Source organism: Lentzea sp. NPDC004789 (assembly GCF_053601075.1).
This window is the reverse complement of record NZ_JBSGBE010000004.1, coordinates 9,520-29,757: the sequence shown is the minus strand read 5'-3', so window position 1 is coordinate 29,757 and position 20,238 is coordinate 9,520. Positions and strand designations below refer to the sequence as shown.

The following is a 20,238-nucleotide window of genomic DNA, read 5'->3' as shown; positions in this document are numbered from 1 at the left end:
CGGCAACGTCGCCCTGTCGTTCTTGAACGTCCACCGATGAGAAGTGTCACGTGACCCGGACCGACTTCTAGCTGGGGTGGGCGGAACTGCGGCATCTCTAGCTCGACGGAAGTGCCAAGTTCTTTGGCGGTCTGCCTCGGCGAGACTTCGGTGGCCGCCACGCGCGCAGTTCGTCGGCGGTCGCATCCCACCGCTGTAGTTGCCAGTTCAGGAAGTTGGTGACGTCCGCACCGGAGTCGTCGACCGCCAACCAGGTCATCCACGGCGACAGTTCCAGCAAACCGGCGAGCAAGGGTAGAGCGGAACTCCGGTCGAGGGTATCGGCTGGCGCGAGGAGTCCCATCAGGACGGCGGCACGTTGCCGTTCGTCCCACCCCGCCCACCCGAGCAGCATGTCCTTCCTTCCCTTGGCAGACGCTCGCGGGTAGGAGACAAAGCGTTCATGCGGCACGTCGAACTTGCCGCGCAGGCGCCAATAATCGATCTTGAGGTAGTCCGTGGAGGAGTAACTGGGAGGCACCAGCGGAAGCGAAGGACCAGCGGAATCGGTGACGTCCTCCTCGTGCTGCAGCCGCCACACCCGTTCCCACTCCGCACGCTTGGCGAGGCCGGACTCACGCATGCGTAGTGCCGCCAGGTAGGGCACGTACTCGCGCTCGACGCAGGACGCGATCACGTCCACAACAGGCTTGCCGGGCGCGTAGAGCGTCACAACCTCCGCGACAGCAGGATCGCTGGCGACCTGTCGAGCGAGTTCCGCGACGGTCAGTGGCCTGGGCCGCGCCTCGGTCCCGTCGAGGGCGAACCAGTGTCGCGGATCCTCGCACCGATCGAGGATCCAACTTTCGAGCGCGGCGTCCTGGAGGTCTTCCCAGGAGACCCTGGTCCACCGCCGCTTATACTCCGGCCGTTCCACCAGGCCGAGTTCGGGGTTGTCGCGAATGGCTCGGACGCGGCGTTCGACAACGTCCTGGTACTCAGCCGGCCACTCACGTGGCACCTCGGTGGTGATCGCGGCGCCTTGCCGCTCGAACCAGGTCGTGGTGTGTTCTCCGGCGCGTGAGCGTTCGGCCAGCACGAGCTCGAACGCTCGCTCGCCAACGCTCAACTCGGGGACCGCATCGGGGTGCGCGACCAGGTCTTCGCCGTGAGTGAGACCGTAGAGGTGGTAGACCTCCCAGTCGAGTTCCTCCTGCAAAGCGATCATCGTCGCCCGCACGGAGTGCCACCGCACCTTGGCGAGGGCCAGCCGCTCGGCGGTCGGCGGACCCGCTGCGAGAACCTCGCTCGGTTCCAGCGAAACCAGTTGTCGTGCGAGCTCGGCGAGGCGTGCGCCCGACCGCGTCGGGATGCTGTTGGGCAGAGGAAGCCCCCGCAGGCGAGACGGCGTGAACTCGTAGATCTCCATCCACGGCTCTGCGGTCGCGGACGACCCCGGCACGATGTGCCGCTTGCTCTGGCTGTGTTGCTTCAGCCAGAAGCACGCGGCAGAGCTGTTGAGGAGGCCGAGGAGCCCGACGTGGTCCTCCTCCGTGGCGGACTTCGGCAGCTTGATCACCGGAGCGGAGGTTAGGGGCATCGCACGGTTGCGCGACAACGCGAACTGGTTGTGCGTCGCGACCCAAGACAGTGTGATCGACCATTCGTGCGCATCCTGCGTGTAAGTCACCTGGTGCCAATCGAACCAAGCCCTGCCGTCTTCCCGGTAGGAACGGCCGGAGTAGTTGGAGCGCGCGAGCAGGCTCGTCCGGTACGGCCACAGGCGACGGAGGTGTCCGGGATACCGCCTGATGTCAACCAGTCCGCTCCACCTGTCACGAGGGAAGAAGGCGACGTTCACGGGCTTGGCCGTCCAGTCCCTGACTTCCGAGCCGGTGATAACCGGAACGAGCGCGTCACCGCCCTCGGCCCCGACGCGCTCGAAGTGCCGGGGTGGGGCAACGAATACAGAGTCCGAGCCCGTGGTGGCGGCATAGCCGATGCGGATCGCGCGATCACCGAGCGACTCGCCGCCCGCCATCCGTTCGAGGAACCCGGCGGTTCGTGGCGGGGAAAGGCTCCAGGGGTGAACGGCCAGGTCGCCTCGGTCGACGGTGAAGGAAGAGCTCCACTCCGAACTCAACCCCGCCTCCCACGACTGCCGCGAGATCGATCGCCACACGACACCGTCCTCGGGTCGGTCGGGAAGCGTCGGCTCGCCGCGTAGCCCCGCGACGACGAGGATCTCGTCCTCCGTCACGGGTCGTCGGTTACGTCCAATGAGTACGACTGTCGGTGTGCCACGGTCAGGGATGTACGCGCCGGATGTGTCGAGGACGTGCGTCAGGGTCGCACGCTCACCGTAGAAGTCCTCCACCAACCTCTTGCCGAACTCGCGCTTCATGAACGCGTTGGAGACGAACTGACCGACGTGTCCGGCCTGGTCGCCCCTCACGGCCAAGCCGAACATCAGCTCGGCGAACGGGACGGTGAGGGCGAAGTGCCCCGTGCACGACGGATACCGTTCTCGATAGCGGCTCGCCAGTGCTCTGTCGGCGACCGTGATGTACGGCGGCTCCGACACCACTACGTCATACCTGCCTGGCGTCAGCATTTCGCCGAGCCGCCCCGGTTCGTCGCCTCCCACGAGGACGTCGGCAGGAGCAGGCAGGAGCGCGTCGCCCACCACGACGTTGAAGTCGTGTTCACCGGGCAGCGGGTCACCGTCCAGCAGTCGGAGCGCCGCGACGAGGAGCCGGAACCGCGTGATCATCACCGCGGGTAGGTAGCGATCTACCCCGTGTACGGCGCGAAGCGCGCAAAGCACGCGTTCCACGCGGGAGGCCGTCGGTTCCCACTGCTCCCACGCACGAACCACCCTCTCGAAGGCGGAGAGAAGGAACCGACCCGAGCCGCATGCCGGGTCTATGATCCGCAGTTCGGCCGGATCGTCTTCCAGTCGAGGGTTCAGCGTGTGGTCGAGGACCAACGACACCACCATTTCAGGCGTCGTCAGGAGTGCGTACCGATTTCGCGCCGACCGCGACAGATCTTCGTAGAGAACTTCGGTGAAGACCGTCGACAGATCGACGTCCCGGAAGCGGTGGACGGCCGCACCGTCGGCGTCGACCCGCCTCCAGAAAGCGATCAAGCGAGCGGCGGCCGCCGCTGAGATCGGGCGACGCGCGAGGAGGTCGATCGCGGCCCCCAGTACGTCAATGCCGCCGGGTTGGGACAGGCGGCGGAACACCGCCATCAAGAAGTCGGCAAGCGTCGCTGACGGATTCTCGGCGAACCAACGGGTCTGCCCCGTCTCCGCCGCGCGGACGCCATCTTGATCCTCGCCCGACAGGAGAGGCACCCCTGGCAGGAGCTGGTTGTCCTCCACATATCGCACGAAGACCGAGGCCAGCACCCAGCACACGGCGGCGCAGTCCACCTGTTCGTCGACCCATGCGGAGAAGGTCGTCCCAATGCCCATCTCGTGCACTTGACGCTCATATGTGACACGCAGCGCGTTGGCGTCACCGGCAAGCCCGATGTTCTGGCGCAGGTCCTTCTCGACGGCTCGCACCTCGTCCAGCAGCTCGACGAGCAGTCTGCCTGGGTCGATCACCTGATCGCTCCTCCACGTCGGTTGCCGCTCGCGCCTACCGGTTATTTTTTAGACCGTGTTAGTCGGCGTGCTGCTAGCCTAGCACTGCGCCCGCCTGTTGCCGGTCTGTCGCCGGGGCGCGCCTCGCGCTGTGGAGACCCGATTTGGAGGGCGCCTTGTTGAACGCCACATGGCTCCGGCTCATTGTGTTGCCGCTGCGCGTGGTACCAGCCCTGCTGCTTGTGATCTTCGCCGGCGTGGTCGGACTCGTCGCGCTGTTCTGCCCGTCGGACCGCAGGGACTACGCACTCGATCTCGTGAGCACTTGGACGACCGCCGCCTGCATCATTGCCTTGGGGCAGAGCAAGGTGGCCCTGCCCACCGGCTCGTCCAACCAGAAGCTCAAGCCCGGACGAGGCAGATCTCTGGCGACGAAGTGAAGCCCTGTGGATCAACCCGCTGGAATCGATGGGCGTGGTCCAGCCGTGCGCCTGTGGCGAGCGATCCGCAGCTCCAGGCTGGGCGGCGTGTCGCTGCCGCTGCGTTCCCCTCACCGCCGCGTCAATGCGGAAGTCGATCACGGACTAGCGGACGGCCAACGGGGCGAACGACAGCAACACGTAGAGAATGCTGTCGTCTACCCAGACCAGCAGACAGTGTGAACCGCTGAGCAGGTGGACGCATGAGCCGGCACGACACGCTCGTCGTGGGCGGCGGGCTCGCGGCGGCGCTGGCGCTCTCCCGCGCCGGCCGCCGGATCCTGGTGGCCGAACAGGCTCCTCAGTTCGCCGAGACCGGCGCCGGACTCCAGCTCGGCCCCAACGCGTTGCGGGCCTTCGACCAGCTCGGCGTGCTCGGGCACGTACTCGACAATACTGCCGGGCCCGCGCCGTGATCCGCGACGCCGTCACAGGCGACGAACTCACGTGCTCGACCTGGGCGACCCGTTCCGCGCCCGGCACGGCCACCCGTACGTCGTCGCGCAGCGCCACGACGTGCTGTCCGCCCTGCTCGACGCCTGGCGCGCCGAGCTGGGCATCTACCTGTGGACCGGCTGCACCGCCGCCGGTGTGCAGGAGCAGGCGGAGCACGTAGAGGTCATCGTTCACGGAGTGACCCGTCGTCCGGCCACTGCACGGCCAGCGGCGGCGGCCCTGCGGGCTCACCGAATCGGGGTGGTCGACCTCGTCGCGCGCACCGAGAAACACCGCGGTGACCAGGTCATCGAGTTCCTAGCTGTACCGCACGCCCGCGGCGGTTGACTTCCGGCTGGGCGACCGAGATCAGTGCCGCCAACCAGGTTGATCTCGTAGCCCGGCTCCGAGCCGCCGGACCACGCCACCGTCCGCTCCTCGGCGAGGTTGGTTGAAGAACCCGAGCGCCATCGGGCTGCGGCCGGCGTTCGGCACCGTGCTGTGGGACGCGAACTGGTCGTAGCTGGTGTGCAGGAAACGTTCGATGATGTCCGGGGCGAACACACAGGATCATGCATGCGCCGAGGCTCAGCCTCACGCTCGCCTGATCAGGGCAGGTGGGCCCAGTCGAGTTCCTGGCGTAGCGCCCACTTCGTGCGGTGCGTGTCGCGGACCGCGGCCATGTGGTCGCAGAAGTCACCGTCGCGGTCGCAGCGGGCGAACAGGCTCCTGACTTCGGCCAGCAGGCGGGCCGCCGCCTGGTAGGAGTCACGGTTGCGGAGCTCGATCGCCCGGTCGGCGGCGCGGAGCAGGATCGGGATGGCGTCGGCCGGGTGGCTCGCGGCACGGGCGCGCGCGAGGCGGAGCCACAGCCCCTCCGAGCAACCGCCGTCGACAGCGGCCTGCCAGGCAGCATCGATCTCGTCGTCGGCCAGCAGGATCTCCACCAGCGTCGAGCGACCCGGCGACCAGGATCCCGTGGCGGGCGGTGCCTCGGAGAGGAAAGCGAGCGCGCGTTCCCGCCAGGACGGAAAGCCTTCGGCGGTGGCCTGGCGCAGCGCGCGGAAGGACTCCAGACTCGGACGGTCGACGAAGTTGGCCCACAACATCTCGCCCGCCTGATCGCGCCGACCGGCGCGCAAGTGGATCTCGGCGGCCAAATCACGCAGGCGAAAGTCAGGATCGAAGTCGGCCAGACCGCGTTCCAGCCAGGTCAGCGCCTCGTCGTCACGGCCGTCGACGCACAGCCGCCCGGCGATGCGGAGCACATCGTAGGCACTCGTCACATCCCGGCCCAGCACCTCGATCAGTCCATCCGCCCCACCCGACGACTCGGCCAGGCTCTCCATGAGGTGGCTGATGACGAAACGGCGGGCGCTGTAGTCGTTCGGCTTCTTCGGAGGCAGCTTCCGCCAGGCCTGCTCGACGAGCTCCCGGTACCGCGCCAAGCCCGCTGAGCCGAGCACCTCCTCGTACTCGGGCAGCACGTCGAGGAACACCTCGTACTCGCTGCTCACCGCACGCGTGACCAGACGCTCAGCCAGCTCCACCGGGTCCGGCGAGCCCGCTTCACACGCCGCCAGATGGATCTCCTCCGCGCGGGCGATCGCCTCGGCCGACCCGCCGTCGGAGTCGTCCACCCGCTCGGCGGAGGACTCCAGCAGTTCCAGCGCGTACTCCGCGAGAGTGATCGCCGCATCGGCGAACCCGGCTCCGACCAGTCGCTCGACCTCGTCCAAAGCCTCACCGACGTGCAGGAAATAGCCGTACGCCCCGCCGTAGTCGACGAAATCGGGGATGTCGATGGCACGTTCCAGGCGGTCTCTGATGTCCCGGTCGTCGAACGCGTTCTCCTGCCCGGCCTCGACGGCCAGCCGCGCCCGCAGCACTCGATCCGATTTCGCGGCCGTCATCAACTGCTCGATCAGCCACTCCTGATCACAACCACGCAGGAACAACCGCAACCGCTTGTCCGACAACGGCTTCGCACGCGGCTCCCCCAGCACACCACCTTGCTCCAGCCAAGCCAGCGAGGCGGCCACGCAATGCTTGCAGAACACGCCGTCAGCTCCGTACGGGCAGGAGCAACGGCCGCTCAAACCGTTCGGCGTGACATCAAGCCGCACCCGGTAAGTACGAGTGCCGTCCACCGTGGCGTTCACGATCGAACCGTTCACCGTGACCCGCCGAACCTGACCCGCCGCGAAGTACTGCTCACCTCGCTCGAACGACCTCGCGTCAGCCAGCTTCCGCACCGTACTCACGCTCACCACCACGGTTGGTCATCCTGCCAGGCACACAACAGCGCCAATCACATGCGGGCCGCACCCTCACTGGACCGCGACAGCGACACGCCACCCTTTTTGGTGAATCCTTTCCATCAGGCGCCGCAGGAAGCGGGTTTGGCGGTGAGATGGTCCCCCGCCCCGAAAGGCACCTCCCCTGATGACCTCGCACTCCCCCTCGCACCTGGACGTGATCGAACAGCGGTTCCTCGTGATGACCGCCGGTCCGCAGCCGCTGACCATCGACTGCGCGGCACTCGGATGCGGTCTGCCCGACGAGAAGCTGCCCCTGGACCAGGTGCGCGTACTGCTCCTCAAGCGACAGACGAGCTGGGTGAGCAAAGACGCCGTGTGGCACGAACTCGTCCGAAGGGCACACGCGACACCCGAACCGTGGACCACCATCGCGGCCGCGATGATGATGCCCGGTCTCAAGCACATCGCCGGAAAGCTGGGATCCCGCTTCTGCGGTGACCGCAACGACCTGGACTCCGAGATCCTCGAAGGCTTCCTCCAAGCACTCGACATCGCCGACGCACGATCACCGAAGATCTTCGGGCAGCTCTACTGGGCAGCCTTCCGACGCGGCCACGAAGCCTGCAACAGCGAAAGGCGACGAGCGATGTCACGGTCCGAACTCACCGACACCACAATCGACGCCCGCACAGCCGACGGACATCCAGACCTCATCCTGGCAGGAGCCATGCTGTCCGGTGTCATCACACCCCACGAAGCCGACCTCGTCTCCGATGTGCTCCTCGACCACGGAGACCGGTCAACCGCAGCCAAGCAGCGCGGGATAAGCCGCCACCAGGTGGCGGCCCAGCTCAACACCGCCTCCCGCCACCTCGCCGACTACCTCCTCGGCGGCCCACTTCGTCCGGCCGTATGACCACACTCATGATGCTGCGTGCACCGAAGTGGCACGTGCACGCAGCATGCAGAACCACAGACCGAGAAGTCGACTGGATCGACGCCGCGCCAGGAAGCAACGCCGCGGCGGACTGCAAAGCGATCTGTCGCCTATGTCCAGTCCGCCTCACCTGTGCCATCACGGCACTCACCAGGGACGAGAGCTATGGCGTGTGGGGCGGCATGGACCAAGTCGACCGCGAAGCGCTCAGACATGCTGAGGTTCAGGTCGCAGCATGAACACAACTCCCGACTCCAGGCAGCAGACCCGCCGCCAGCAGCAGCATGAAGCCGTGGATGTCGTCTTCGAGGTCAACCTCGTTGACGGTGCCGAAGCTGAGCGTCTTGGCCTGCTGCAGGCGGCAATCATCCGCGATGTATTGCTGTGGCACCACCGAAACGGAAGCGCGCCACCGCACAGGAGCGCCACCTGACTACAACAACACGAAACTGGCCTGCACGACCAAGCATCCACGCTGAAACCGCTGGTCAGCCCTGTTCCCATCCTTTGGTGCTCCCGCCGGGGGCACCAAAGTCGATGGGCGATCTGTGTTCGCGGAGTGCGCGAACCGGGTCGCCTTTGGGCGTTTTCTGGGGGCCGAGCCCCAGACCCCACGCCGGGGGCGAGCCCCCGGACCCCCGTAGGTTGCCCAGCGCCGGATCCACGCAGATGGTTCTGTTCTTCTCTGCTCTCGTGACCAACGGTCGCAGCACAGGCGTTGGAACGAAACTCATCGCGCTGATCGACACGACAGTCAGCCGACCTGACCATCCCTGCGCCTGCTACCTCGACGGTTGCAGGTAGTTCGTGTCGCCGAAGTCGTCGTCATCAGGGGTGTTCAGCTCGTCACGAAGGCGGCCCAACCGGCGCTCTCCCTCGGCGGCGAGGCGCTCGCGCTCCTCCTCCGGCATCTCCTTGTAGCGTGCGGCCGCCTCCTGCACGCCTGGCGTGAGGGCCTGGCTGAACAGCGGGCTCGCCACCGCCTCGCGCAGTCCTCGGCGGCCGGCCAGGACGTCGTCGACGAGTTTGCCGAACGCCGGGTCCGCCGAGCGGTCACGGAGGATCTTCAGGGACTCGCGCAGCACATGGGAGTGGGCCGCGTCGCCGCGGGCCACGTCGAGCAGCGGTTCTGGCCTGGGCTTGGTCACGTCAGGCTCCCGGGTGGTCGTAAGCACCCTTTGGCAGCGGGTGGTCCTTCATGTCGTGCAGCAGGCTCAGGTAGCCGGCGATCGTGCCGGTCACGCCGGTGCAGATCGTCCACGCCATGCCGTGGGCCTTGCAGATGTCGCCCCACACCGAAATCGCCTTCATCGCGGTCGCGGCCATGGTGGCGCCGCCCGCGATCGCGCCGACCACGGTCCACGAGGCGGCTGCTGTGGCGGCTGCCTCGATGGCCCAGGCGATGACCAGGTCCAGCAGCAGTTCCAGGAGGCTGACGATTGTCTTCGCCACGCCCCACACGCCGAAGGCAGCCTGCTCGAACTGGTGACCGGTGTTGTTGAGTGCGCTGATCTGTGCGCGCAAAGCCGTGGGCAACTGGTCGAAGTAGGCGTGCGCGGCGCTGGCCGCATTGCCTTCCCAGCTCTTGAACATCGTGTCGAGGCCGCCCGACACGACACTGGCGTAGGACTCGTTGAACTTGCCCAGGTTCTTGAGCGCGCTGCCTGCCCTCGCCAAGGCCTCGCAGCCGACGTAGACCCAGTGTCCAAGACTGAAGTAGTCCGGGAACGACAGGATCTTGTCGAATGTCTCTGGAATCATCTGTTCACCGACGGGTGCGACCAGGGCGGCCGACGGGTTGGTCATTCGCGCGCTCCGGTCACTTGCTGGGACAGGTGGCGTCGAGGCGGCGTTCTTCGGTGTCATCGGTGCTGCGGTACATCTGCGCTGACTTGTGCAGCTCCGCCGCGGACTTCGTCACGACCTCGATCAGTCGGTCGAGAGAGTCGGAGACAGCGGACTTGGTGTCATTGCTCGCGCTCGCGATGCTGGCGAACATTCGCGCATCGCCGTAGTCGTACGACAGGTGCTTGTGCAGGTAGTCCTTCGCCGCGGCCGTGTCGTCGACCAGTCCCTCGAGGACAGCCGCGAATGCGTCCAAACTCGACGGATCTGCCCTGAACGACATGACTCCACTCCTCCTGTCGAACTGACAGTGTCCGATCAGTCACGTAAGGTAGCGGTACTGGAGACGGCGCGCCCGGCGAGCGGAGGACGGTGTGGCCACCGGCACCTGTCGATGGGGTCTGATGTTCCGGACCCTGTGGATCGCGGTCTTCGCACCAGTTCTCATCGGGCTCCTGGCCGGCGGGATCTTCGGCCACCCCGTGTTCCTCGGCGTGTTCGCGATCTGGCTCGGTGTGCTCGCCTGCGTCCTGCGGGCCGAGGCGCTCAACGCCCAAGCACGCGCGCAGGAGGCACCGAACGCACGGCTGCTGGGCAAACGGGCTGGATGGATGCTGCTCGCCCTCGTGCTGATCTTCGGGAGCGCTGGACTGGTTCGTGCCGTACTCGGCTAGGTAGGCCACCGGGCTCGGGGTGGATGGCAACATCTGAACCAGCCGGCCAGGAGTCGCGGCGTCGGTCAGGTCAGCGCGTCGATCGGTGCGACGGTCACCAGATCCTTCACGGCGTGGGCGAGTTGCTCGTCGAGCGTGACCAACGCGTCTGCCTGGAGCTGGGTCAGGGCGACGTACTCGGCGGCGAAGGTGTCGGGCCATCCGAGTTGATCGGCCACCTTCCACGCGGTCGCCTGGAGGACCCGGTCGCCGAGCAGCCGGATCCGCAGGCCGCGCAGGTGGTTGAGGTGTCGGTCGGCGTCCTTTTTGGTCAACTTGCCGCGGCGCACTTCCTGGTAGAGGAGCGACAGCGTCTGCGAGCGGAGGAGCGTCGGGGCCAGGAGCTGGTGTCCGGCGCCGATCACGGCCTGGTCTTGTGCCAGGCGGACGGCCACGTCCGGGCCGATCACGTACTTGGTCATGGGAGGTCCGCGCCTTTCCGTTGCCTGACAGCAGTGTCGGCCGCCGCGATGAGCCGGGCGAGTTCGGCCGGCTTGGTGTGCATGGGCCAGTGGCCGGAGTCGAGGTCGACGAACTCGAGGTGCTCGGCCTTGGCGAGTTCTGGCACGTCGCCCGCGTTGATCCACTCCTTGGCCTGGGCCGGGGTGAACTCCGGGCAGATGACCACGACCGGGACCTCGAAGCGCCGCTCGTCGGTCAGCCGCACGACGCCTGTGGCCACGCCCTCGGGAACGGGGATCGCGGTGGCTTCGAACGCGTGCTTCGCTTCCTCGTCGAGGTCCGCCGAGTCCGGGCCTTCGAACGCGGGCCAGCCGGGGAAGGGCATGGCGCCGTCGCGCAGTTCGAAGAAGTCGGCGTACGGCTTTCCGCCGGAGGTCGGGAAGCCGCCTACGAGGACGACTCCGGCGATCTTGTCCGGACGCGCGTCCGCGGCCAGCCAGGCCAGGGTGCAGGCAGCCGAGTGGCCCACCACCAGCGGTTTGTCGGCGGCCGCGTCGACAGCGGCGAGCACGGTCGTCACCTGGTCGTCGAGCGTGGCGGAGGTGGATCCGTCGCCCTGGCCGGGCAGGGTCAGCGGCACGGGGCGGTGGCCTAGCGAACGGAGTGCGGAGGCGACGTCGTCCCAGGCGGATCCGTTCAGCCACAGGCCGGCGATGAGCAGGACATCCATGATCAGTTCTCTCTTCCCGTGCGCGGTCAGGTCACGCTAGAGGCAATTCCGGACGATCTACTTCCGGTTTGTCGGAGTGATCGCCTAGCCTCGGCGGGTGCCGAGTGATGTCAGTCCCACCGCGCGGGCGCTGCGTGCGCTGGAGATCCTTCAGGCGCGTCCCGGCACGACGGCCGACCAGCTCGCCGAGAGGCTGGGTGTCACGGAGCGAGCGGCCCGGCGCTACGTCGGGATCCTGCGTGAGGCGGGCATCCAGGTCGAGTCGGTTCGCGGCCCGCACGGCGGGTACCGGCTGCGGCGCGGGACGCGGCTGCCGCCCATCGTGTTCACCCAGGCCGAGGCGCTGGGGCTGGTCATGGCGGTGCTCGACGGTCAGCCGGCCGCGACCGAAGCCGACGACCCGGTCGGTGCGGCACTCGGCAAGGTCATCCAGGCGCTGCCGGAGAACGTCGGGCGGCAGGCGGCCGCCCTGCGCGAGCACGCCACGGCGGCGCCCGATCGGCACTCCGCACGCCCGGATCCCGCCATCACCGGCGCACTCGTCGCCGCCGTCGCGGCCAGGCGCCGCGTGTTGATCGCGTACCGCAGCGAGAGCGGCAACGCGTGGAAGTCCGAAGTGGACCCGTGGGCCGTCGTGGTCCGGCACGGGCGCTGGTACCTGTTGTGCCATTCCCATCGCGCGGACGCGATCCGCACCTATCGGGTCGACCGGGTGCGCGCGGTCGGGCAGACCGGGCACGAGTTCGAGCCACCCGACGACCTCGACCCGATCGCGGCACTGGAGGAGAACCTCGGCACCGGCTGGGAGTTCCCCACCCGCGTCGTCTTCGCCGCCCCACCGGCCGAGGTGGCGCCCTGGATCCGGCCTCCCATGGGGCGGCTGCACCCGTTGGACGACGGGTGCGTGCTCATCGGCAGCACCAGCAATCCGGCGATGTACGCGCAGGAGTGGTTGGCGACTGTGCCGTTCGCCTTCCGCGTCGAGGGCGGAGACGAGCTGAAGGCCGCGGTCGCGGAAGTGGCGACGCGCTTCGCCGCGGCCGTGGCGCCGATCTCGTAGAACTGCCTTTTCCCGTTGTGCCGATTGGAGTTTTATGGCCTCACGCAGAGGTCCGTACGGTCGGGTTCATGGGGAATTTCCGTACGGCAGAAGAACTTCTGGCCGCCTTGCGCGCCGGTGAAGTGACCTCGGTGGAGCTGACCGACGAGGCGATCGCTCGTGTCGAGCGGGACGACGAGGTGATCAACGCGATCGGCGTGCCGGACTTCGACCGCGCCCGCGCCGCCGCGCGCGATGCCGACCAGGCGCGCGCTCGCGGCGAGGACCGGCCGTTGCTCGGTGTGCCGGTGACGGTCAAGGAGTGCTACAACGTCGCCGGGCTGCCCACTACCTGGGGCATGCCGCAGCACCAGGGCTTCGTGCCGGCCGAGGACGCGGTCGCGGTGTCACGGGTCAAGGCCGCCGGGGCGGTGGTGCTCGGCAAGACCAACGTCCCCTTGGGGCTGCAGGATCTGCAGAGCTTCAACGAGATCTACGGCACCACCAACAACCCGTGGGACCACGCCCGTACGCCGGGCGGGTCCTCCGGCGGGTCGGCGGCGGCTCTGGCGGCCGGCTTCGGTGCGTTGTCCCTCGGCACCGACATCGCCGGTTCGCTGCGCACCCCCGCGCATTTCTGCGGGGTCTACGCGCACAAACCGACACTCGGGCTCGCGGCCGGCCGCGGGATGGTGCCGCCGGCCGAGCCGGCGTTGCCGGTCGACCTCGACCTCGCCGTCGTCGGTCCGATGGCGCGCACCGCCCGCGACCTCGCGCTTCTGCTCGACGTCATCGCCGGGCCGGACCCGTTGACGCACGGCGTGGCACACGAGCTGACCCTGCCGCCCGCCCGGCACGACCGGCTCGGCGACTTCCGGGTCCTGGTCCTCGACGAGCATCCGCTCCTGCCGACCGGGTCCGCCGTGCGGGCCGGCGTGCACCGGGTGGCCGAGGCGCTCGCGGACAGCGGCGCCCGCGTCGAACGGCGCAGTCCGCTGCTGCCCGACCTGGCCGAAGCCGCGACGATCTACACGCAGCTGCTGTTCTCGGGCTCTGTCGCGCGTTTTCCCGTCGACGAGGACGAGCAGCTGCGGGTCCGCGCAGCCGGACTGGGCGCGGACGACCGGAGCCTCGACGCGGCACGGCTGCGCGGCATGGTGCTCAGCCACCGCGACTGGATGGAGGTGAACAGCCGCCGGGAGGTCCACCGCCACGGCTGGCGGCAGCTGTTCGGCGAGTTCGACGCCGTGGTGTGCCCGGTGACGCCGACGCCCGCGTTCCCGCACGACCACAACCCAGACCTGATGGCGCGCCGGATCGACATCGACGGCGTCGAGCACCCGTTCTTCGACCAGCTCGTCTGGGCCGGTCTGGCCACCATGCCCGGCCTGCCCGCCACCGCCGTGCCCGCGGGCCGGTCCCCGGAGGGCCTGCCGGTGGGAGTGCAGCTCATCGGCCCGATGTTCGAGGACCGCACGCCGCTGCGGCTGGCCGAACTGCTCGAACAGGAGATCGGCGGCTTTCAGGCGCCGGCCGCGAGCGCGGCGATCAGGTCGTCGCCCGGCAGCTCCACACCGAGCTGACCGCCGGGGTTGATCACCAGCACCCCGCCCGCCAGCGCCGGGGCCAGCTCACGGCCCGTCGTCTGCATCGGCGACACGGCCTCCTGCGGCACGTGACCCGGTGCGGACCACGCCGCCACGAAGCGCTGCCCGCTCTGGGTGACGCCCATCCGCAAGTTGCCCTGGCCGTCGGTTTCCACGATCAGGTTGGCGTCCAGGGTCGCCGCCAGCAGGCGTTGCTGCGTCGCCCAGCCGCACGCCACGTAGCCCAGGACCACGTCGAGGTCCGCCAACGGCTCCGGGAAGCCGCGCCGGCGCGGGCCGGGGCGGTAGTTGGGGTTCAGGTAGGTCTCGCCGGTCAGCTCGCCGTCCGCGCCCACCGCGTACGCGCCGAACAGGGTCGCGTCCGGGATGCCCTCCACGTGGTCCGGGTCGACCTCGGGGTCGGCGCACCACAGCCACGTGTCCGGTACCTGACGCCGGGCCTGCTCGCGCAGGGACTCCGTGACCAGGGGCAGGCCGGGGTGCAGGGTGAAGTCGTCGATGTGGTCCGGGTACTCGTGGAACGGCTTCGGCAGGACGTAGACGCGGGCGCCCTCCGCGGTCACGGCGGTGATGAGCGTCCACGGACCCTTGAGCCGGAACAGGTGGTGTTCCCGGTCCGACTGGATCTCGCTTTCGTAGGCGAGGTTGCCGTCAGCGGCGCCGTAGCGGTGCACGAACAGGTCCTCGACCTTGGTCAGCCGCACGTCCGTCATCGTGTCCAGCGGCGGGTCCTGCTCGGAGATCACCTGGTACGGCGACTGCCACGCGGGCAGTTCCTCGTCGAGTTCGAACCGCAGCGCGTCCTGGTTCTCGATGAGCTGGCCGATCAGGTAGGTGACCGCGTTGCGGACGTCGGCGAACCGCTCGTGCTTCTCCTTCACCTCGCCCTCGGCCCAGTACACCTCGTACCGGTCGCCGTCGCGGACCAGGCACCACGCCTGGTCGCGATGGCCCTCCAGGCTGTAGAAGCGCGGGCTGGTCTGGACGCGCGTGATCACCTGCAGCAGCGGCGCCAGTGCCTTGCGGAACGCCGCCTCGACCTGGTTCTCGCTGAACGGCCGGCCCATCGCGAGCGCGGCGGCCCTGGCCTTCGCGATCTCCGTGACGACGGGGAGCTCGTACCGTTGCTGGCGGATGTGGTCGACCAACCCCGGCGACGGCGGGATCTGGTGCTCGCGCAGGTAGTACGCCACGCCGGCGGGCCACGTCCAGCGACCGTCGGTCTGGTAGGCGAGCGGCACGACCTCCTCGTCGCCGCCGGTGAAGAGGTCCTTCGCCGAGCCGCGCGACGACAGCACGACCGGAGCGCTCTCGAGGTAGCGCAGCAGCAGAACCTGTTCCCTGGCACCGATCATCGGGCGATACCAGACACCCTTGCCGTCCTCGATCACGTCGAACGCGCGCGCGAGTTCGATCTGGGTGTCGTGCTGCCGCGGTTGCGGTTCCACGAGGCCGGCGCGGCCCTCCTGCTGGACCTTGCCCGCCGCGTGCCACATCCAGTCCGGCACGGCTTCCGGCCTCCTCGGCAGCAGGCGCAGCTCGTCGGCCGCGTGCTGGAGCGCGGCGCCGTGACCCGGTGCGATCAGCCACTCCGGCTGGCCCTCGACCAGGAACCGGCGCGTGGTCTCCCCGCCAGCGACGAACGTGAAGCTCGCGACGAACCAGGTGCCGATGCTGTTGCGGAAGTCGCGCATCCGCTGGCGGTGCAGCCACTGGCTGACCATCACCGGCGGCGCCCACGCGTGAGTGGTGCCGTCGACGGTGACCGTCGCTTCGATCTCCATGCGGCGGGCGAGCGCGCGGCACCGCAGTTCGATCTGCTGCCAGCCCTCGGGAGCGTGCGCGAGAAGAGCCTCCTCGACCTGGGCGGCGATCGAGGTGTTGGTGCGCGGCATCGTGTCGCCGGGAGGCAGTGACGGGTACTGCGGCCACGCGCCGGGCAGCGGTGGCAGCTCGCGGAGGAAGACCAGCCGTTCGTCGCTCACGTGGCCCTGCAACGGATCCAGCTCGGTCGGTGCCGGGCCGTCGTCGGTGATGCGCCAGATCTCGGCGCCCAGCACCGTTTCGAACTGCGCGGTCGTCGCGTCCGCGCCGTGCTCGATCCGGAACGCCTTGTTCCCGTCGATCGCGATGTCGAACTGCACGTGCTTCACTCCTCGCCGCACACTGGGAAAACGGTCACGACTGCCGCGGTTCGACGTACTCGGCCCACTTCGGCGGCTGCTTGCCCATCTCCTCCATCATCTCCAGCATGTCGCGGAGATCCGCGACGTTCGGGGCCGTGCCCGCGAACCAGTCGCTGACGCTGTCCCACGCCCGGCGCGCGCCCTCGCCCTCGACGACGTCCCAGACCGGTGGGTCGTCCTGGTCCAGGTCGGCGCCGTCGACGACGTGGTAGGCATAACCCTGGTGCGCCGTGAGCGCGAGCAGTCCGCGTGGGTCGGCCAGCTCGTGGTCCAGGCCGCCCAGCGTGGCGACGACGTGCCGCTTGCGTTCGGCGGTCATCGCGTCGACCCCGAACGCCGTGCCGGCCAGCCACAGTCCTGATTGGACACCCATGATGCGCAACACCTCGCGCACCGCCTCGGGCACGCGGTCCACGCCCTGGTCCGCGGCCATCTGGTCGATCTGGTCGTCGGTCGCGCCCACCACGGACCCGCGGCGCAGACCGTCCGCGCACACGCGGTCGAAGATGGCGGCGATGCGCTCGCTCGGGTTGTCGGTCGGATGGTTCACAGCGGGTAGAGCCTCTCTCCAGCTCGGTTGACGACTTCCAGGCGCATGTTCGGGAAGATGCGCTCGTAGGCGAGCATGATCTTCTGGCACGACATGCAGATCTGGAACTCGGCCGGTGTTCCGTCGCGCTTGGCCGACGGCAGGTCGACCACCATGCGGAGATCGCCCGAGATGTCCGCCGCGGAGAACGGCGTGCAGGTCGTGCCGTTCGCCTCCGCCCTCGCCGCCGCGCGCCTGTTCAGCTCGTCGATCGCGAGGGACATGCGGTCCTGCGTGCGCTGCACCTCGCCCTTGAAGCCGTTCTTGTAGTAGTTCTCGTCTTCCTTGTTGAGCGTGTCGACCATCTTGTTGGCCTGACGCAGCGCCGTGTCGACCTCGTTGCGGGACAACCCGCTGTACTCGGCGAGCTGGTGCCGCGCGAGGTCCTCGAACATCTTCGGTTCCGAGTCGTTGGCCCTCGGCGTACCGCTGCCGTCGCGCCAGCCGCCGTGCTCCGGGTCGTACGAGGTCGCGTTGGACGTCTCGAACAGCCGCTCGTTCTTCGGCGGCTGCTGCGGGGCCTCCGCCGCGGGACTCCAGTCGTGCTGCTTGCCGCTGAAGTTGTAGAAGTCGGCCGACTCGCCGTCGCGGTCACTGCGGTAGCGCGCCGTCGACAGGGTGCGCTCGTGCGGACGGCGTTCGGCGTCCGTGCTCGGGTTGCGGCCGGTGAGCTCGCGGACCGCGTCGAGCCCCTCCTCGCGCTTCTCGCGGTTCTCCTCGCGCAGGTCGCGGAAGTCGTCCTCCCGCTCGCCCCGCCGTTCCGCGGTCTCCGGCGCGAACTCGGGCGTCTCGTCACCCCACTCCGGCGTGTGCCCTGGCGGGTAAGGACTTTCGTGGATGTGCTGCTCGCCGTTGGGACCGAACGTGCGCCACTCGCCGTTCGGCGGCCAGCCGGGACGTTCGTTGCCCTGGGTGTTGGTGGCGAAGACGTTGCCGTTGTAGTCGACCCAGGCGTGCGTGTTCGGCGCGGTGACCGGCGCGCCGAGCTCCTGGGCGAGCCGGGCCGCGAACCCGTCGTCCCGCCTGCCCGCTTCGCACCCGACGAGGGTGATCGGGTCGCCCCGCTCGTAGTCGGGGTTCGCGCGGACGATGTCCGCGACGTCCTTCGGGGTGAGCGGGTAGCGGCCCAGCCTCGCGTTGTCGGCGTTGCTGTGCAGGTCGACGACGAACTGGCCGTGGATCTTCGGCAGTTCCTTCGCCGTGTGGTAGGCGTTGCCGTCGTTGCTCGCGTCGTAGATCGACATGCCGGCCGGGGTGGTGTGCACGTGGTCGCGCACTTCCGCGTCGAGCTCCTCGTTGAGTGAGCCGAGGCGGTCGCTGAGCGGTTTCTCCTGGCGTTTCGGCGGTTCCTCTTCGTGCCGATCCTTGTCCTGTTCGGACGGTTGGTCGTTGTGGTGCGGTTCGCTGGTGGGCTCGTGCCCGTTCAGGCGGTCGAGCACGTGCGGCGTGGACGGCTGGTCTGCGTGGCTGGGCGTCTGGTTCGCCGGTGGTGGCGAGGTGTTGAGCCGCTCCGCGATCGAGGGGCGGGGCAGGTCCGGTTGCGCCAGTGGTTGCGGCAGCGGTTGCGTTGGGCCGGGCTGGCGCTGTTCGGGTGCGTCGGACCTCGGCGGAGTCTCGGCGTGCCGCGGTGGAACGGGTTCGTGGCTGGGCGGTGTCCGGTCCGTCTGCGCGGTGGTGGTGTCGCTGGTCTTGTGGCCGACGAAGTCCGGGTTCGGCACGAACGGCCCGAGCACGAACTCGCCCGCCTCGCGCCGAACCTGGTGCCAGCCCTCGACGTAACGCCAGTCGATGCCGCCCGGGAAGAGCGTCTCGTTCTCGTCGTACTCGCGGCCGTGGCCGGTGTTGTGCAGCGTCTCGTCGGTCATGATGCCGCCGGGCGCCTTGACCACGTACATCTTTCCGTCGCCGACGCCCGCGCGTTCCATCGCCTTGTGCTGCTCGGAACTGGTGCTGACGTAGGCGTTGGTGTGCCCGTCGACGTGCTGGAGCAGGTCCGGCTTCTCGTCGGGCCGCGGCACGTCGAACCCGCCCGCCGCCTTGATCTCCTCCGGCGAGCGGGTGTCGCCGCGGTACAGGGCGTGCTCGTCGCGCTGCCAGCCGGGGACGTCGCGGTGCGCGACCTTCGACGGGTCCACCCCGTACTTCGACGGGTCGACGTGCCGCATCGCGACCGGCGGGCCGCCGTCCGGGCCGGGAGGTGGTGGCGTGTGCTGCGGTTGGGTGTCTGGCGTGTGGGTCGCGTTGGGGGTGACCGGGCCGGGGTGCTGCGTGCCGGTCGGGCCGGGGGCGGGCGGCATGCCCTGATGCGGGCGTGCCGGAGGTGCGAACGACTGCGGTGGACGCCTTTCGCCACCGTTCGGAAGGGGCGCGTGGCCGGGCTGGCGGTGCGGGGGCGCCTGCTGGTGGAAGCCGGGAGGCGGGCCGCCTGGGCGGGGTGCGCCGGGGCCGTTCGGCGTGACGGGCCGGGCGCCTGGAGTGCCGGGATGCGTGCCAGGGCCTGCGTTGGGTGTGCGGGAGTGCACGCCGGGGGCTGCGTTGGGCGTGCCGGGGTGCACGCCGGGGGCTGCGTTGGGCGTGCCCAGGTGCACGCCGGGGGCTCCGGGAGGCGTGTTCGGACGGAACCCCGGACCGCCGGGCGGTGTGCCTGGGCGCATGCCCGGACCACCGGCAGGCATGTCAGGCCGCGCGCCGGGACGGGTAGCCGGACCACCCGCGGGAAGGCCGGGCTGCGCGGGCGGACCAGCGGGGCGCACGGGCGGGCCACCGGCAAGGCCAGGACCGCCTGGGTGCGTGGGCGGACCGCCGGGGCGTACGCCTGGGCCGCCTGCGGGCATGCCTGGGGCAGGGCCGTTGCGTCCGGCGCCGCCAGCGTTGGAGCCACCCGGTCCGAACGCTCCAGGGCCGTGGTTGGGCATTCCGCGACCCGGACCACCTGGCGGCGGACCGCCGAAGCCCTGGGGCGAGGTGCGGGGAGTCGAGCCACCGAGGTTGGGCGCCGGACCAGGTCCACCTCGGCCGGGTGCTCCGGGGCCCGAGGTGCCGACGTGTTGCGCCGGGGCGCCGGGCGGACGGCTTTGGCCACCGGCCACCGGCGCTGCGGAGGGTGGGCCGCCGGAGGGCACGCGGCCTGGGCCGCCTGCGGCCGGGCCGTTTGCCGGGGCACGTCCCTGACCGGCCGCCATCGGCGCATTAGCGGGCAGGCCACCGGCAGGTGCACGACTCGTACCACCCGCAAGCGGACCACCGGCGGGTGCGCGGCCCTGTCCACCAGCCGCAGGCAGGCCACCGGCAGGCGCACGACTCGTGCCACCCGCAGGCACACCACCAGCAGGTGCACGGCCCTGACCACCAGCCGCAGGCAGGCCACCGGCAGGCGCACGACTCGTGCCACCCGCAGGCACACCACCAGCAGGTGCACGGCCCTGACCACCAGCCGCAGGC

The 20,238-nt window shown here is 69.2% G+C and carries 20 protein-coding genes; 9 read left to right on the top strand and 11 right to left on the bottom strand.

The genetic code is table 11. The features are described 5' to 3' along the window. Positions 1 to 97: 97 nt before the first annotated feature. On the bottom strand, positions 98 to 3,595 hold the full coding sequence (gene pglX, locus ACWEIJ_RS10545; protein ID WP_449836902.1) for a BREX-2 system adenine-specific DNA-methyltransferase PglX: 3,498 nt from the start codon (positions 3,593 to 3,595) through the stop codon (positions 98 to 100). Between the two features lie 155 nt (positions 3,596 to 3,750). Between pglX and ACWEIJ_RS10540 the strand changes: the two genes are divergently transcribed. The 3 genes from ACWEIJ_RS10540 to ACWEIJ_RS10530 all read left to right on the top strand — a co-directional run bounded on the left by ACWEIJ_RS10540 (position 3,751) and on the right by ACWEIJ_RS10530 (position 4,836). After that, positions 3,751 to 4,014, top strand: a complete 264-nt coding sequence (locus ACWEIJ_RS10540; RefSeq protein WP_449836901.1) for a hypothetical protein — start codon at positions 3,751 to 3,753, stop codon at positions 4,012 to 4,014. 242 nt (positions 4,015 to 4,256) lie between these two features. Further along, a complete protein-coding gene (locus ACWEIJ_RS10535) occupies positions 4,257 to 4,469 on the top strand; it encodes a hypothetical protein (protein WP_449836900.1) in 213 nt (70 codons plus the stop codon). Positions 4,470 to 4,500: 31 nt separating this feature from the next. Further along, positions 4,501 to 4,836 carry a hypothetical protein gene (locus ACWEIJ_RS10530; RefSeq protein ID WP_449836899.1) on the top strand — a complete coding sequence of 112 codons (336 nt, stop codon included), beginning with the start codon at positions 4,501 to 4,503 and terminating at the stop codon, positions 4,834 to 4,836. Between the two features lie 260 nt (positions 4,837 to 5,096). Here ACWEIJ_RS10530 and ACWEIJ_RS10525 read toward each other — a convergent pair whose 3' ends face one another. Continuing rightward, positions 5,097 to 6,743, bottom strand: a complete 1,647-nt coding sequence (locus ACWEIJ_RS10525) for an SWIM zinc finger family protein (protein WP_449836898.1) — start codon at positions 6,741 to 6,743, stop codon at positions 5,097 to 5,099. 220 nt (positions 6,744 to 6,963) lie between these two features. On the opposite strand from ACWEIJ_RS10525, the gene ACWEIJ_RS10520 reads away from it, so the two are divergent. Further along, complete coding sequence (locus tag ACWEIJ_RS10520) at positions 6,964 to 7,665, top strand: hypothetical protein (RefSeq protein ID WP_449836897.1); 702 nt, start codon at positions 6,964 to 6,966, stop codon at positions 7,663 to 7,665. Next, positions 7,662 to 7,925 (top strand): WhiB family transcriptional regulator, encoded by a 264-nt coding sequence (locus ACWEIJ_RS10515; protein WP_449836896.1) that lies wholly within the window; start codon positions 7,662 to 7,664, stop codon positions 7,923 to 7,925. Before ACWEIJ_RS10520 ends, ACWEIJ_RS10515 begins: the two co-directional genes overlap by 4 nt. Here ACWEIJ_RS10515 and ACWEIJ_RS10510 read toward each other — a convergent pair. From ACWEIJ_RS10510 to ACWEIJ_RS10495, 4 genes are all read right to left on the bottom strand, one after another. Beyond that, positions 7,910 to 8,077 carry a hypothetical protein gene (locus tag ACWEIJ_RS10510; protein ID WP_449836895.1) on the bottom strand — a complete coding sequence of 56 codons (168 nt, stop codon included), beginning with the start codon at positions 8,075 to 8,077 and terminating at the stop codon, positions 7,910 to 7,912. The two genes, ACWEIJ_RS10515 and ACWEIJ_RS10510, sit on opposite strands and share 16 nt — an antisense overlap. A 391-nt stretch (positions 8,078 to 8,468) precedes the next feature. Further along, on the bottom strand, positions 8,469 to 8,834 hold the full coding sequence (locus ACWEIJ_RS10505; protein WP_449836894.1) for a hypothetical protein: 366 nt from the start codon (positions 8,832 to 8,834) through the stop codon (positions 8,469 to 8,471). Between the two features lies 1 nt (position 8,835). Continuing rightward, positions 8,836 to 9,492, bottom strand: coding sequence for a WXG100 family type VII secretion target (locus ACWEIJ_RS10500; RefSeq protein WP_449836893.1), 657 nt, complete (start codon positions 9,490 to 9,492; stop codon positions 8,836 to 8,838). Positions 9,493 to 9,505: 13 nt separating this feature from the next. Next, on the bottom strand, positions 9,506 to 9,814 hold the full coding sequence (locus ACWEIJ_RS10495; protein ID WP_449836892.1) for a hypothetical protein: 309 nt from the start codon (positions 9,812 to 9,814) through the stop codon (positions 9,506 to 9,508). A 121-nt stretch (positions 9,815 to 9,935) separates the two neighbouring features. Here ACWEIJ_RS10495 and ACWEIJ_RS10490 point away from each other — a divergent pair, with 121 nt between their 5' ends. Beyond that, positions 9,936 to 10,205, top strand: a complete 270-nt coding sequence (locus ACWEIJ_RS10490) for a hypothetical protein (RefSeq protein ID WP_449836891.1) — start codon at positions 9,936 to 9,938, stop codon at positions 10,203 to 10,205. Between the two features lie 65 nt (positions 10,206 to 10,270). On the opposite strand, the gene ACWEIJ_RS10485 is transcribed toward ACWEIJ_RS10490, so the two are convergent. Together ACWEIJ_RS10485 and ACWEIJ_RS10480 are read right to left on the bottom strand one after the other, a co-directional pair. Further along, on the bottom strand, positions 10,271 to 10,666 hold the full coding sequence (locus ACWEIJ_RS10485) for a type II toxin-antitoxin system VapC family toxin (protein WP_449836890.1): 396 nt from the start codon (positions 10,664 to 10,666) through the stop codon (positions 10,271 to 10,273). After that, complete coding sequence (locus tag ACWEIJ_RS10480; RefSeq protein ID WP_449836889.1) at positions 10,663 to 11,376, bottom strand: alpha/beta fold hydrolase; 714 nt, start codon at positions 11,374 to 11,376, stop codon at positions 10,663 to 10,665. Before ACWEIJ_RS10480 ends, ACWEIJ_RS10485 begins: the two co-directional genes overlap by 4 nt. A gap of 97 nt (positions 11,377 to 11,473) precedes the next feature. On the opposite strand from ACWEIJ_RS10480, the gene ACWEIJ_RS10475 reads away from it, so the two are divergent. Then, positions 11,474 to 12,436 (top strand): helix-turn-helix transcriptional regulator, encoded by a 963-nt coding sequence (locus tag ACWEIJ_RS10475; RefSeq protein ID WP_449836888.1) that lies wholly within the window; start codon positions 11,474 to 11,476, stop codon positions 12,434 to 12,436. A gap of 68 nt (positions 12,437 to 12,504) precedes the next feature. Beyond that, complete coding sequence (locus ACWEIJ_RS10470) at positions 12,505 to 13,998, top strand: amidase (RefSeq protein WP_449836887.1); 1,494 nt, start codon at positions 12,505 to 12,507, stop codon at positions 13,996 to 13,998. Here the strand turns inward: ACWEIJ_RS10470 and ACWEIJ_RS10465 are convergent. The 3 genes from ACWEIJ_RS10465 to ACWEIJ_RS10455 are packed head-to-tail and all read right to left on the bottom strand — an operon-like array spanning position 13,938 to position 19,451. Beyond that, entirely contained in the window at positions 13,938 to 16,166 is a 2,229-nt protein-coding gene (locus ACWEIJ_RS10465) for an SseB family protein (protein WP_449836886.1), read from the bottom strand. The two genes, ACWEIJ_RS10470 and ACWEIJ_RS10465, sit on opposite strands and share 61 nt — an antisense overlap. A 34-nt stretch (positions 16,167 to 16,200) precedes the next feature. Beyond that, on the bottom strand, positions 16,201 to 16,758 hold the full coding sequence (locus ACWEIJ_RS10460) for a hypothetical protein (RefSeq protein ID WP_449836885.1): 558 nt from the start codon (positions 16,756 to 16,758) through the stop codon (positions 16,201 to 16,203). Then, a complete protein-coding gene (locus tag ACWEIJ_RS10455) occupies positions 16,755 to 19,451 on the bottom strand; it encodes a scabin-related ADP-ribosyltransferase (RefSeq protein WP_449836884.1) in 2,697 nt (898 codons plus the stop codon). Before ACWEIJ_RS10455 ends, ACWEIJ_RS10460 begins: the two co-directional genes overlap by 4 nt. 596 nt (positions 19,452 to 20,047) lie before the next feature. On the opposite strand from ACWEIJ_RS10455, the gene ACWEIJ_RS10450 reads away from it, so the two are divergent. Further along, positions 20,048 to 20,238, top strand: a 191-nt coding sequence (locus tag ACWEIJ_RS10450; protein ID WP_449836883.1) for a hypothetical protein, incomplete at its 3' end; no start/stop codon positions are given.